General features: G+C 65.3%; 12 protein-coding genes. 10 read left to right on the forward strand and 2 right to left on the reverse strand.

Annotated elements, in window-relative coordinates; translation table 11 throughout:
* Positions 1-8 precede the first annotated feature (8 nt).
* From U1R88_RS02845 to U1R88_RS02880, 8 genes are all read left to right on the forward strand, one after another.
* Positions 9-1,517 (forward strand): sugar ABC transporter ATP-binding protein, encoded by a 1,509-nt coding sequence (locus tag U1R88_RS02845; protein ID WP_322429873.1) that lies wholly within the window; start codon positions 9-11, stop codon positions 1,515-1,517.
* Positions 1,514-2,476: an ABC transporter permease gene (locus U1R88_RS02850; protein WP_322429874.1), complete on the forward strand. Its 963-nt coding sequence runs from the start codon at positions 1,514-1,516 to the stop codon at positions 2,474-2,476. Before U1R88_RS02845 ends, U1R88_RS02850 begins: the two co-directional genes overlap by 4 nt.
* Positions 2,473-3,426: an ABC transporter permease gene (locus U1R88_RS02855; protein ID WP_322429875.1), complete on the forward strand. Its 954-nt coding sequence runs from the start codon at positions 2,473-2,475 to the stop codon at positions 3,424-3,426. The genes U1R88_RS02850 and U1R88_RS02855 overlap by 4 nt, the downstream gene beginning before the upstream one ends.
* The gene (locus U1R88_RS02860) at positions 3,423-4,367 is read left to right on the forward strand and encodes an amidohydrolase family protein (protein ID WP_322429876.1); all 945 of its coding nucleotides are present in this window, start codon (positions 3,423-3,425) and stop codon (positions 4,365-4,367) included. The genes U1R88_RS02855 and U1R88_RS02860 overlap by 4 nt, the downstream gene beginning before the upstream one ends.
* A gap of 3 nt (positions 4,368-4,370) precedes the next feature.
* Positions 4,371-5,672, forward strand: coding sequence for an alanine racemase (locus U1R88_RS02865; protein ID WP_322429877.1), 1,302 nt, complete (start codon positions 4,371-4,373; stop codon positions 5,670-5,672).
* A 50-nt stretch (positions 5,673-5,722) separates the two neighbouring features.
* A complete protein-coding gene (locus U1R88_RS02870) occupies positions 5,723-6,067 on the forward strand; it encodes a RidA family protein (protein ID WP_068282757.1) in 345 nt (114 codons plus the stop codon).
* 13 nt (positions 6,068-6,080) lie between these two features.
* The gene (locus tag U1R88_RS02875) at positions 6,081-7,091 is read left to right on the forward strand and encodes a M14 family metallopeptidase (RefSeq protein WP_322429878.1); all 1,011 of its coding nucleotides are present in this window, start codon (positions 6,081-6,083) and stop codon (positions 7,089-7,091) included.
* 113 nt (positions 7,092-7,204) lie between these two features.
* Positions 7,205-8,794, forward strand: a complete 1,590-nt coding sequence (locus U1R88_RS02880; protein ID WP_322429879.1) for an N-acyl-D-amino-acid deacylase family protein — start codon at positions 7,205-7,207, stop codon at positions 8,792-8,794.
* On the opposite strand, the gene U1R88_RS02885 is transcribed toward U1R88_RS02880, so the two are convergent.
* Both U1R88_RS02885 and tet read right to left on the reverse strand, forming a co-directional pair.
* On the reverse strand, positions 8,791-9,993 hold the full coding sequence (locus U1R88_RS02885) for a hypothetical protein (RefSeq protein ID WP_322429880.1): 1,203 nt from the start codon (positions 9,991-9,993) through the stop codon (positions 8,791-8,793). The genes U1R88_RS02880 and U1R88_RS02885 overlap by 4 nt on opposite strands.
* 252 nt (positions 9,994-10,245) lie before the next feature.
* The gene (tet, locus tag U1R88_RS02890; RefSeq protein ID WP_322429881.1) at positions 10,246-11,427 is read right to left on the reverse strand and encodes a Tet(A)/Tet(B)/Tet(C) family tetracycline efflux MFS transporter; all 1,182 of its coding nucleotides are present in this window, start codon (positions 11,425-11,427) and stop codon (positions 10,246-10,248) included.
* A gap of 193 nt (positions 11,428-11,620) precedes the next feature.
* On the opposite strand from tet, the gene tetR reads away from it, so the two are divergent.
* On the forward strand, positions 11,621-12,235 hold the full coding sequence (gene tetR, locus U1R88_RS02895; protein WP_322429882.1) for a tetracycline resistance transcriptional repressor TetR: 615 nt from the start codon (positions 11,621-11,623) through the stop codon (positions 12,233-12,235).
* Positions 12,232-12,774 (forward strand): helix-turn-helix domain-containing protein, encoded by a 543-nt coding sequence (locus U1R88_RS02900; protein ID WP_322429883.1) that lies wholly within the window; start codon positions 12,232-12,234, stop codon positions 12,772-12,774. Before tetR ends, U1R88_RS02900 begins: the two co-directional genes overlap by 4 nt.
* Positions 12,775-12,784: the final 10 nt, after the last annotated feature.

Genomic DNA, 12,784 nt, shown 5'->3' on the forward strand with positions numbered 1-12,784 from the left:
TCTGTTTCATGACCGATCGTCCGCCTTTGCTGGAAGCCCGCCAGGTCCTGAAGGGCTTCTACGGCAACCCGGTGCTGAAGGGTGTCAGCATCGCGCTGCGCCCGGGCCGGGTTCATGCCCTGCTGGGCGAGAACGGCGCCGGCAAGTCGACCCTGATCAACCTGCTGTCCGGTGCCCTGGCACCGGACGGTGGTGAGATCGTGCTCGACGGCAAGTCCGTCTCGCGCTTCAACCCGGATCTCGCCCGCAAGGCCGGCATCGCCGTCGTGCAGCAGGAACTCAGCCTCACGCCCGAGCTCTCCATCGCCGAGAATATCGGCCTCGGCGCCTATCCTCGCCGTTTCGGCCTGGTGGACTACCGTGAGCTGCAGCGGCGCGTGAAGGAGGTCTGCGGCCTTGTCGGCCTGACCGAAGCACCGGACACCCTGGTCGGCGACCTCGCGCTCGGCCGCCGGCAGATGGTGGAGATTGCCAAGGCGCTGTTCCGCCGTCCGCGCGTGCTGATCCTGGATGAGCCGACCTCCTCGCTGTCGGGCCATGAAGCCGGCATCCTGGCGGGTTTGATCGGCAGGCTGCGCGAGGAGGGCCTGGCGCTCCTCTACATCTCGCATCGCCTCAACGAGGTGCGGGCCCTGTGCTCGCATGTCACCGTGCTGAAGGACGGCGTGGTCACCGCCGACCAGCCGCTGGCCGGCGTTGATTCCGAGGGGCTGGTCAAGTTGATGGTCGGGCGCGAGGCCGGCGACCTCTTCCCGGCCTGGACGCCACGGACCATCGGCGAGGAACGCATCCATGTCAGGGGCTTTTCAGCCGGCATGGTGCGCGACGTCGATTTTGCCGCCCGTTCCGGCGAAATCGTCGGCATTGGCGGCCTGGTGGGGCAGGGGCAGGAGGATTTCCTGCTCGGCCTCTATGGCGCCATTCCCGCCTCGGCGCGGAGTGCCAGTCTGGGCGGCAGATCTGGGCTGTTCTCCACGGTGGGCGCCGCCAATGCGGCCGGCCTGGCCTATGTGCCTGCCGACCGCAAGAAGGAGGGGCTGATCCTGCCCCATTCCATCGCCTCCAATCTGCTGCTGCCCTCCCTCGACCTGCAGACACGGCGCGGCCTGCGCGATGGCGGGCGGGAGCGCTCGATGGTGGCCGAGCTTGCCAAGCGCCTCACCATCAAGGGCGATACCGCCCGGCCGGTCCAGGCCCTGTCCGGCGGCAACCAGCAGAAGGTGGCGCTGGCCAAATGGCTGCCGCTCGATCCCTCGGTGCTACTGCTCAACGACCCGACGCGCGGCGTCGATATCGAAACCAAGAGAGAGATCTATCTGATGCTCCAGGGCTTTGCCGCCGAGGGCAAGCTGGTGATCCTGCTGAGTTCGGATACCCCCGAACTCGTGCATCTGTGCGACAGGGTCGTGGTGTTCAGCGAGGGGCGGGCGGTGTCCATGCTCGATCGGGATGCGATTTCCGAGGAAGCCATCGTCGGCTCCGCCATGGGCGTCTCCAAACGGGAGGCTGCGGCATGAGCAGTACCGTCTCTTCGTCCAGCCTTTACATGGCGGTCCAGCGCCGCCGCAATCGCGGCCTTGGTGGCCTCTATGTCGTCGTGGCCCTCTTCCTGCTGCTGTATGCCTGGCTCTTTCCCGGCATATTGAGCCTCGGCGGCTTTTCGAAATTCACCCAGAATTGGTTCCCGCTCGCCTTGGTCACCATGGCGCAGGCCCTGCTGATGCTGAATGGCGGCATCACCCTGGCGGTCGGGCCGATGGTGAGCCTGGGGGCGGTAATCGCCGCGACGACGATGGGCGGGCCGGCCGGTTCGGTCGGCGGCATCGTCCTGGTCGCCCTGGCTGGATTGGCGATAGGCAGCCTGATCGGCGTGATCGTCGCCTATCTGCGCCTGCCGGCCATCATCGTCACGCTGGCGGGCTCCTTCATCATCACCGGCGTCGCCTTGCTGATCCTGCCGCGGCCCGGCGGCTTCGTGCCGCCCTGGTTCTCCGAATTCCTGGCCGGCGACGGACCGACGGCCTTCGTCCTGCTCCTCATCGTGCTGGTGGCCTGGAAGCTGTTCCTGGCCACGCCGACCGGCCTCGGCATCTATGCCGCCGGCGACAATCCGGTCGGCGCCTATCGCTCGGGCGTGCCGGCGGAAAGGGTGAAGGTGATTTCCTTCGCCGTCTCCGGCCTCCTCGCCGTCCTCGCCGGCCTCTTCGTGGCGGCACAGACCGGATCGGGCGACCCCGTCATCGGCAATCCCTTCACGCTGAATTCGATCGCCGGAGCGGTGCTGGGCGGCGTCGGCTTTCTCGGCGGCAAAGGCACCATGCGTGGCGCGATCTGCGGCAGCCTGCTGCTCTCGGTGATGATCAACGTGATGTTCTTCCTCGGCTTCCCCCCGGTCGCCCAATATGTCGCCCAGGGCCTGATCATCGTCGGGGCCGTGGCCATTCCCGAACTCTCCGCGCGCTGGAGGAGGAAATGAGCAATCTGTCCGCCACTGTCAGGGGGCTTTTCAGGAATCCAGCACTGCTCACCTTGATCCTGGTGGCGCTGGTCTGGCTCGTCGCCAGCCTCAGCCTGCGCGGCTTCGGCGCCTATGGCCATCTGCGCTACCTTCTGGAACTGGCCGCCGTGATCGGCATTGTGGCCGCCGGCCAGACCCTGGTGATCATCATGGGCGGCATCGACCTTTCGGTCGGTGCCGTGATCACCGTGACCGCGATCATGCTGCCGCTGATCTCGCCGGGCTGGGACGCTTCGGGGTTGATCGGCATCGTCGGGGCCCTGGCGATCGCCACCGGTATCGGGCTGCTCAACGGCGCCGGCGCTGCCTTCCTGCGCGTGCCGCCGATCATCATGACCCTGGCAATGGCGACCTTCCTGCAGGGCCTGCTGGTGATCGTCGCCGGTGGCAGCGCCGTGTCCGTGACCAACAAGGCCGTGATCTGGTTGGGATCGGCACGGCCGCTCGGCATTCCCGCCGGCATCATGCTGTGGATCGTCGTGTCGCTGGCGGTACTCGTGCTATTGCACCGCATGCCGATGGGCGTGCGCTTCCTGGCCCTGGGTGCCAACCCGGTGGCGGCTCGGCTGTCGGGCGTCAGCGTCGTCAGAAACACGCTGCTGCTCTATGCCCTGTCCGGCTTCTTTGCCGGGCTCGCCGGCACCCTCATCCTCGGCATGAACCGCCAGGGCTATGTCGGCATCGGCGATCCCTATCTCCTGATGTCGATCGCCGCGGTGGTGCTTGGCGGTACCTCCATTCTCGGCGGCAAGGGCAGCTATGCCGGCACCATCCCGGGCGCCATCCTGCTGGTGACCACCACGGCGCTGATCACGGTGGTGAATGCCTCGCCGGGCTGGCGCTCGATCATGTTTGGCTCATTGATCCTGGCCCTGCTGTTGATTTCAGGGCGTGAGGCGCGCCGATGACCCGCCGCTATGACGGGCCGGTCATCGACCCGCATCATCATCTCTGGGACCTGTCTCTGGGGCGCCACCCGTGGTTGCGCCCCCCGGAGGGCGAAGAGAGGGAACTGGTGTTCGGCAGCCTCGCGCCGATCCGGCGCAATTATGGTGTCGCCGACTATCTTGCCGATGCCGCCGGGCAGAGCATCGTCGCCACCGTACATGTCGAGGCCGGCTGGTCTTCCGAATATCTCCTGGAGGAAAGCCGCTGGCTTGAAAGCCTCGACAGGAATTCGGGTGTGGCACGGCGCATGGTGGCGCGCGTGCCGCTCAATCGTCCCGACGCTGCCACGCTGCTGGAGGCGGAAACGGCAAACGGCCTGGTGGTCGGTATCAGGGACATCGTCAGCTGGCATCCGGAACCCGCCAAGAGTTTCGTCCGCTCGAAGGACCTGATGGGCGATCCGCGCTGGCGCGACGGCCTGCGCCAGGCGACACGACTCGGCCTATCCTTCGACCTCATGCTGTTTCCCTGGCAAATGGAAGAAGCCCTCGGTCTGGTTGCAGATTTTCCCGACACGCTGTTCGTGCTCAATCATTGCGGCAGCCCGGCCGACCGCAGCCCGGAGGGCATGGCGCTGTGGCGGCGGGGCCTGCAGGCGCTGGGACGGGCCGACAACGTCCTCGTCAAGATCTCCGACCTCGTCGCCTATGACAGAGATTGGAGCCTCGACAGCCTCAGGCCGGTGATCGAGCACTGCGTTGCCTGTTTCGGTCCGCGGCGCGCCATGTTCGCCAGCGATTTCCCGGTGGCTGGGCTGCATGCAAGCTTCGCGGAGGTCTATGACGCTTTTCGAACCGTCGCCTCCGAATTCAGCGCGGATGAACAGCGGGACCTTTTCTTTGCCACCGCCGACCGGGCCTACCGTCTCGGTCTCGATAAAGCCGCCACCAGCGAAACCTGACCCATGTCCGACCTCCATCTTTCCCTCGATGCCATCGATGACCGCGTGCGGGGCTTTCCTGCCGGCCATAGACCCTTGCCGCTCGCCGAAATTGGCCGGCAGGGCTGGAAGCCCTATGACGGCACCATGTCGCTGCCGCTCATGTCGCTCGACCGGCCGGCCTTCGAGGGCAACGTTGAGCTGATGATGCGTTACGTCCGCGACCATGGCGTGGCGATTGCGCCGCACGCCAAGACGCCGATGTCCACGACTCTCGCCAGGGTGCTGGTCGAGGCCGGAGCCTGGGGCACCACCGTCGCCGATATCCGCCAGGCCTCCGTGCTGCTCAAGGCCGGATTCGATCGACTGATCCTGGCCAACGAGATCGGTGGCGAGGCTGCTGTCAGGCGCCTAGCAGCGCTGCTCGCCGGACATCCGGAAGCGCGGCTGCATGTTTTCGTCGACTCGCCGGAACTGGCTGCGAGCCTGCTGGAGACCTGGCGCGGGCGGGACGACCTGCCGCCTCTCGGCCTGTTGCTGGAAGTCGGGGCCGGGCGAGCCGGGGCCCGGACGATCGAGGCTGCAAGCGCCGTTCTCGACGCGATCCTGGCGGGCGAGAACGCGGGCATCGGTCTGAGCGGCATCGGTGCCTATGAGGGCGCGGCCGCGACGGCCGATCCGGAAGAGAGCATCCGCCGCATCGATGAATTGATGTCTCTAACGGTCGCGACACACGAGCTCGTCCGCAGCCGTGTCGGAATGGAACGCCCCCTGATCCTGACAGCCGGCGGTTCGGTGTTTTTCGACCGGGTCATCGCGGGTCTTCGGCCGATCGGCGGCCGGGATGCTGCCACCACCCTGGTCCTGCGCAGCGGCGCGATCTTCTTTCACGACCACGGGGTCTATGAGCGCGGTCTTGCGGCCCTCGACGCTCGCTCCGGCTTCGAATTGTCAAGTAAAATTGTTAGCGCCTCCAAGGGATTCAAGCCCGTTCTTCGCATCTGGTCCGAGGTGTTGTCGCGCCCCGAACCCGGCCTGGCGATCTGCGGCATGGGCCTGCGTGACGTCGCCATGGATCAGGGACTGCCACGCCCACTGGCGCTCTATCGCGAGGGACGCCGTATCGGCGCTCTCGATGCCGTGGCGGTTGCCCGCCTCAACGACCAGCACGCCTTCGTCACGACCGGCGGCGCGGATCTGCGCATCGGCGATGTCGTCGAATTTGGCCTGTCGCACCCCTGCACCTGCCTCGATCGGCATGCCCTCGTCTATGGCCTCGATGCCGATGTCACGGTGACCGACGTCTTTGCCACCTCCTTCGGCTAAGGTTTCGAAGGGACCCATATTTTCACGACTTTACAAAGGATTACGTAAAAATGATCATGCGGTATCAGAAAGGCTCGCGCATGAGCCAAGCGGTCAGCTATGCCGGTCTCGTCCATATCGCTGGCCAGGTTGCCGATAACCGCAAGGCCGGCATCGAGGCCCAGACGCTGGACGTACTTTCCAAGATCGATGCTCTTCTCAAGGAAGCAGGCACGGATCGCTCGCGCCTTCTGGCCGTCAATGTCTTCCTGCCCGCCATCGTCGACTTCGACGCCATGAACGGCGTCTACGATGCCTGGATCGATCCGGCCAATCCGCCGGCGCGCGCCTGCGTCGAGGCCCGGCTCGCCGACCCGGATCTGCGGGTCGAGATGACGGCCATCGCGGCTCTGTAGAAAGCTCTCCGCCATGCATAGCGGCCTCGTCCATACCCTGGATTTCGACGCCGATGGCCGCCAGAGCGCCCATCTGAGCATTCCCTATTCCATCGATCGCTCACCCTATTATCAGATCAAGATCCCGATCCTGCGCGTGCGGAACGGGGCGGGGCCGAGCCTCCTGCTGATGGCCGGCAATCACGGCGACGAATATGAGGGCGAACTGCAGCTGGCGCGCCTGATGCGGCGCATCGATCCGGCAGCGATCCGGGGCAGTGTCACCGTCCTGCCTGCTGCCAATCTGCCCGCCGTCATGGCAGCCAGGCGCTGCTCGCCCTTCGACGGCGGCAATCTCAATCGGGCCTTTCCCGGCGATCCCATGGGAACGCCGACCGCGCGGCTCGCCTATTTCCTCGAACACGAACTGTTCCCGCGCCACGAGGTGCTGCTCGACATTCATTCCGGCGGCACCTCCATGGCGCATCTTCATTGTGCCCTGATCGAGCGCCAGCCTGACGCGGAGCGCTCCATTCGCGCCAAGACCCTGCTCAGGGCGATGGCACCCAGCCATGCCTTCATCGCCGACAATGGTTTGCATTCGCCGACCTCCATGGGAGCCGCCATGCGCGCCGGCATCATCGGCCTCAGCGGCGAGTTCGGCGGCGGGGGCACGGTGACGCCGGCCAGCATGGCGTTCACGGCGCGATCGATCGACAATCTGATGCTGGCGCTCGGCATCATCGACAGTCCCCTGCTGGGCAGTGACATCAGCGCCAAGCCGGGCTTGCAGCTGCTGTCGCTTTCACGCCATAGCCAGGGCATCTATGCCATGCGTCGAGGCTGGTTCGAGCCGGCCGTCGAACTCGGGGCCCGGGTTGCGGCCGGCGACCTTGCCGGCTGGTATCACGATCTCGAACGCCTGGAACAGCCGGAGGAAGCGCTGCGCTTCGCCGAGGGCGGCATCGTGATCTCGCATCGGCTGCATTGCGACAGCCAGGCCGGCGACTGCCTGATGCAGGTGGCCGAACCGATCGAGGATTGAGGCGTTTTGCGATTTGGTGGAATCGCCAAGAGGCGTAAACACGTCGAGGCAAAGGGCATAGGCAAGGTGGTGTTTCCTCCCAACGCTCCTTGCTCCAGAAAGGACCAGGCGTCATGGCCGATACACTCATCCGGGGCGCACGCATCATCGACGGCACGGGAGCGCCCTGGTATCGCGGCGACGTGCTGATTTCGGGCGGCGCCATTGCCCGTATCGGCCAGGACCTCAAGGCCGGCGATGGGGCCGCGATCGTCGATGCGGCCGAGCGCTATCTCGCGCCCGGCTTCATCGATGCCCATTGCCATGATGACCTCATCTTCCTACGCGAGCGGGACCGGCCGGAAAAGGCGCTGCAGGGCGTCACCAGCATCGTGGTCGGCAATTGTTCCTTCTCGCTTTATCCGGCGGTGCCGGCTTCGCGCGAAAATCTGCGGTTGCATTTCTCCGGCCTGCTCGGCGAGACCCTGGACAGCGAGATCTTCGCCGACCTCGATGGCTATCGCCAGGCGCTGACGGGGGAGGGCATTGCACTCAATCTGGTGTCGCTGGTCGGCCATGCCGCGCTTCGCCTCGCGGTGATGGGTCATGAGCGCCGCCCGGCCAGCCCCGCCGAGATCGAAGCAATGTGCACGCTGCTCGCCGCCCAGCTCGACCAGGGCGCCGCTGGCCTCTCGCTCGGCCTCGTCTATCCGCCGAGCGCCTTTGCCGAGGAGGACGAACTCTTTGCGCTGGGAGACACCGTGCGCAGCCATGGCAAGGTGCTGGCAGCCCATGTCCGCTCCTATGAGGCCGGCCTGATGGATGCCATCCGCGAGTTCGGCGGCATTCTCCGGCATTCCGGTTCGGCGGGCCTGCTGTCGCATCTGCAATCGGCCGGCCGGCCGAACTGGGGCCAGATCCCGGCGGCGATCGAACTGCTCGAAGGCATGCGCTGCGAAGGCATCGACATCAGTTTCGACATGTATCCCTATCCGGCCGGCAGCACCTGGCTGCTGCAATTGCTGCCGCCTGCCGCCATGGATGGCGGGCTTGATGGCCTCAAGGCCCGCCTGCGCGATCCCACCCAATTGGCAATCCTGCGCGAATGGGTCGAACATGGCGGCCCTGCCTTCCATGGCCAGAGCAAGGTGTCGCTGATCGGCTGGGGCAATGTCCGCCTGTCCGCCGTAGGCAGCGCCGAGCTCAAGCGCCTGGAAGGCCTCGACATGGAGAAGGCCGCGGGTGAGCTCGGTGTCACGCCTTTCGACCTGATGCTGCGCTTCGTCGAGGAGGATGACGGCCAGACCGGCATCATCCTGTTCCAGCTCGATGAGGACGATCTGCACGCCGCCTGCTGCAATCGGCTTTACATGGCCGGATCCGATGGCCTGCCGCGGCCGGGCTCCAAGCCGCATCCGCGCGCCTTCGGCACCTTCCCGCGCATTGCCGGGCCGCTCCGGCGCGACAAGGACTGGTTCAGCCTGGAAGACGCCGTGCGCCGCATGACGTCCGTGGCCGCGCAGCGCTTCCAGCTCTCGGACCGGGGCCTGGTCCGTCCCGGACTTGCCGCCGATCTCGTGCTGTTCGAGGACGCCATCACCGACCGAGCGACCTTCGAGAACTCGACCCAATTGCCGACCGGCATTTCCCATGTCTGGGTAAACGGCGGAACCGTGGTTGCCGAGGGGCGCCAGACGGGCGAGCGGCCGGGCAGGGTGCTCTAGGAGCTGTCGACTTTCGACGCGATAGCGGTGACGGCGGCGCGTACCCAATCGAGCCGCTTGGCGGGTATCAGGCCGTAATTGTAGAAATTGATGCCTTCGGCACCGGCGGCCACGGCCGCCTGCACCCGCGCGACCAGGTCGGCGGCACTGCGGTTCTCCGGATAGAACACCCGAAAACCGGCTCCCAGGAATTTGCCGGGAGCCAGGGTCTTGCGGCCCGCGGCAAGCACCTCGCCGATCTCGTCGGGCGACATGTCGTAGCAGCACAGGATGAGGCCGTCGCATATCTCGCCCACGGCGGTGTGATCGACGCCGCCGAGCCAGCCATCCTTGAGGTCGATCAGTACGATCTTGGTGGAGGGATCGGCCTTCTGCCGGATCTCGCGGATCAGGCTGGTCACCGGTTCGCTGCGCCAGGCCAGGAAAGCATGCAGTTCGGGCCAGGCCTTGAAGGCATCGATGCCGGTGGCGGGAAAGTTTGGGAATTGCCGCTCCGGGGTTTCTCGCTCGCATAAATCGACGATGAAGCGCCGCACGGTCTCGCGTGCGGCCGCCCCGTCGACACCGGCCCGCGAAGCCCTTGCCAGGCAGTGGCCGCAAAAGCAGAGCGACAGCAGGAAGTCATCCTCGGCATTCAGGCCGACGCCATCCTTCTCATGATGATATTCATGCGCAAAACCCATGAAATTCGGGCTTTCGAGTTCCAGCATGTCAGGCTTGTAGGTCCGCGTGACATCCTCGACCAAGGTCACCACATAATCGCGCGCCGCCGGGCTCGACGGGCACAGATTGTAGTAGTTGGGGTTGCCGAAGGCATTGCGCGTGACGTGGCCGGGATGAAGCATGCCGAGCCGCGTATTGTGCAGGCACACCGTCCAGCAGGAGACCCGGGGGCCGCCAAGGGCGCGCTGCTCCACCAGGGCTGCCAGCATGTCGCCGCGCTCGGCGAGGTTTCGCGCCACCAGCGGCCGGATTTCCTTGCCCTGCCACAGCCGTTCATCCGGCCTGAAATAGATCGTGCCGTCCTCGGGGAAATAGGCCTTTCCGACAGGGCTGCGGGGCTGCAGGAAGCGGCCGGCGTGATAGGACGTCGCCAGCGAGATCGTGTTGAGGCCGGCGCGATCCCGCAGGTCCGCGACAGTTCCGGCCAGCCCCTGGTCCTGGATGTCCCAGGGATAGGTCCACATGGATAGATGCATGGTCGTTCCGCTCCGGCGTTCTGCAATCCGACGAAATTTTCGAAAGACGCAAAATCGTTTTTGAACAAGAGATTACGGCAAGATCTTCCCTCATCGATGCACGTCTTGCCCGGATCGAGTCGAATCGTCTGAGGATAGAATTCGAGCTGCGCCGGAACCAAGCGGAATGTGCCCCCCGCAGCGAAAAACCGCAGGACTTTGGCGGCCGGGTATGGCGGCATTGGTGGGCACTGTCCGGACGAAGTCGATTGCTCAAGCCTTGGCGGGGACCGACCGTTTCAGGAATGGGGGACACAGGAGATAGAGCAGGGCACCTGCCAGCCAGGCCCAGCCGCTCCAGGAAGCCAGGGAGGCAGAGTAGATCGCGGTGAAGAGCAGGGGGCCGATGATGGATGTCAGGCTGGTGAGGGCCGATAGCGATCCCTGCAACCGGCCTTGATGGTTCTCGCCGACCTCCCGCGACAACATGGCCTGAAGGGCAGGTGCGCCGATGCCTCCTGCCGCCAGCGGGATCATGATGGCGAATGCCATCCAGCCTTGCGTGGCGAAGGCCAGCAGCACATAGCCGAGTGCGTCGGCGGACATGCCGAGGATGATGGCACGGTCTTCGCCGAGCCATTGGGCCAAGGGGCCGGTCACGAACCCCTGGGCGACGGCGTGGAGAATGCCGAAGGCGGCCAGGGACAGCCCCACAGTGCCCGTATCCCAATGGAAGCGGCTTTCGCCGAACAGGACCCAGATCGACCCAGGCACCTGGCCGACCAGTTGCATGACGAAGAACACCGCCATCAGGGCCATTACCACCGGCAAGCCACGCACCCAACGGAAGGAGGCAATGGGATTGAAGGCCGCTCGGGAGAGAGGCCGGTGCTCGCCTCTATGGGTTTCAGGCAGGAGCAGGAGAGCGAGTAGCCCATTGAGGCCGTTCAGGCCGGCAGCCATCAGGAAGGGGGCATGCGGGGAAAAGCCCCCGAGCAGGCCACCGAGGGCGGGCCCGCCCACCAGGCCGAGGCCGAAGAACGCGCTCATCAGGCCGAAGCGCCGCGCACGCCGATCCTCCGGCGTGATGTCGGCGATTGCAGCACCAGCCACGGCCGCTGTCGCACCGGTGATGCCGGCAACGGCCCGCCCGACATAGAGCACCCACAAGACCGGTGCCGTCGTCATGATGGCATAGTCGACGGTCGCGCCCGCCAGCGAAGCCAATAGCACGGGGCGGCGGCCGAAACGGTCCGACAGGGCCCCGAGGGCTGGCGCGCACAGGAACTGCATCAGGGCATAGATGGCCAGCAACACGCCATAATGTCCGGCCACCGCATCGGCATGGACGAGATTGCGCAGGAGTTCGGGCAAGACCGGCATGACCAGGCCGATGCCGATGGCATCGAGGGTGACGACGCCCAGTATGAGCGGTAAGGCGAATTTGGTTGTCATCGGCACGCGGGGGCCCGTTCGATATGAATTTATCATTGATAAATTACGTCATAAAACTTATCGTTGATAAATGGTCAAGCCGGTGATGAACGGACCCGGCTTACTGAATCGGGATCGATGGGGTAGTTCTCCATGGCCGCATCGCCGTTCCGGAGGCCGGCGCCTTCTGGAGGCGATGCTGGGGAAGGACGCCATGGCGAAGCTGCAGCGCGAAAAGGTCATTCGAGCCGCACTCGATCTCTTGAACGAGGTCGGTGTCGATGGCCTGACCACCCGCAAGCTGGCCGACCATCTCGGCGTGCAGCAGCCGGCGCTCTATTGGCATTTCAAGAACAAGCGGGCCCTGCTCGATGCCCTGGCCCATGCCATGCTTGCCGAACGGCATACGCATGCGGTGCCGAAGCCGGGTGATGATTGGTGTTCCTTCGTCACCGGTAATGCCCGCAGTTTCAGGAAGGCCTTGCTTTCCTATCGTGACGGTGCGCGCATCCATGCGGGTACCAGGCCCAACGGGTCGGAAACCGCAAATGCGGAGACGCAACTGCGCTGCCTGACCGAGGCCGGGTTCACCACGGCCGACACCACCTATGCGCTGATGACCATCAGCTATTTCGTGGTCGGCTCGGTGATGGAGCAGCAATCGGCGCAGGCGGACAAGGCCGAGCGCGGTGACATGCCTCCTCCGGCAGGGACATCGCCTCTGCTGGCAGAGGCCATGGAGACTTTCGATCGGGATGGCTTCGAGGTGGCGTTCGAACGCGGACTGAGCTTCATCATTGCCGGCATGAGGGAGAGATTGCAGCGATGAACGCGATCGAGCAGGGACGTGCCTTACGCCGGCTACGCATGCTCAGGGGCATCAAGCAGAGCCACCTGGCGGAATTGCTCGGCGTGGACCAGGCCAGTATTTCCCGCTGGGAAAGAGGCGGCATGCCGCTCGGGCCAGATCGCTGGGCGATGGTCCTGGATCTGCTTGCCGCATCACCGGCTTCGGCTGGAGATGCCGCCTTGAAGCGCCTGGTAACGTCTTCGAGTGCCAAGGTTCATCTCATCTGCGACGATAGCCATCGCCTGCTGGCCGCCTCCCAGCCGCGGCAGGCCGAATGGCATGCCGATTTGCCCGAACTGATCGGCAGGTCACTGCTACCCTACGCCTCGGATGAAATCCTGGCGGCGGAGGAAGGGCTCTTCGCGCGCGGCTGGCATGAAGGCTATCTGGCCTCGCTGACGCTGGAGACGGGAGCCAATCATGATGCTGTCCTGCCGATCGAACCGAGCCGTGTGTTGTGGGAACGCGTGGCGCTGGCGGACGGCAGCGCGGGACGGCTGGTCACTACCATCGGCTGACCTCGCGCGC

Source organism: Labrys sedimenti (assembly GCF_034424805.1).
Taxonomy (GTDB): Bacteria; Pseudomonadota; Alphaproteobacteria; order Rhizobiales; family Labraceae; genus Labrys; species Labrys sedimenti.

Bases quoted from the DNA above. Each gene is read 5' to 3' on its own strand.
- U1R88_RS02845 (WP_322429873.1), top strand. From the start codon at position 9: ATGACCGATCGTCCGCCTTTGCTGGAAGCCCGCCAGGTCCTGAAGGGC.
- U1R88_RS02850 (WP_322429874.1), top strand. From the start codon at position 1,514: ATGAGCAGTACCGTCTCTTCGTCCAGCCTTTACATGGCGGTCCAGCGC.
- U1R88_RS02855 (WP_322429875.1), top strand. From the start codon at position 2,473: ATGAGCAATCTGTCCGCCACTGTCAGGGGGCTTTTCAGGAATCCAGCA.
- U1R88_RS02860 (WP_322429876.1), top strand. From the start codon at position 3,423: ATGACCCGCCGCTATGACGGGCCGGTCATCGACCCGCATCATCATCTC.
- U1R88_RS02865 (WP_322429877.1), top strand. From the start codon at position 4,371: ATGTCCGACCTCCATCTTTCCCTCGATGCCATCGATGACCGCGTGCGG.
- U1R88_RS02870 (WP_068282757.1), top strand. From the start codon at position 5,723: ATGATCATGCGGTATCAGAAAGGCTCGCGCATGAGCCAAGCGGTCAGC.
- U1R88_RS02875 (WP_322429878.1), top strand. From the start codon at position 6,081: ATGCATAGCGGCCTCGTCCATACCCTGGATTTCGACGCCGATGGCCGC.
- U1R88_RS02880 (WP_322429879.1), top strand. From the start codon at position 7,205: ATGGCCGATACACTCATCCGGGGCGCACGCATCATCGACGGCACGGGA.
- U1R88_RS02885 (WP_322429880.1), bottom strand. From the start codon at position 9,993: ATGCATCTATCCATGTGGACCTATCCCTGGGACATCCAGGACCAGGGG.
- tet (WP_322429881.1), bottom strand. From the start codon at position 11,427: ATGACAACCAAATTCGCCTTACCGCTCATACTGGGCGTCGTCACCCTC.
- tetR (WP_322429882.1), top strand. From the start codon at position 11,621: ATGGCGAAGCTGCAGCGCGAAAAGGTCATTCGAGCCGCACTCGATCTC.
- U1R88_RS02900 (WP_322429883.1), top strand. From the start codon at position 12,232: ATGAACGCGATCGAGCAGGGACGTGCCTTACGCCGGCTACGCATGCTC.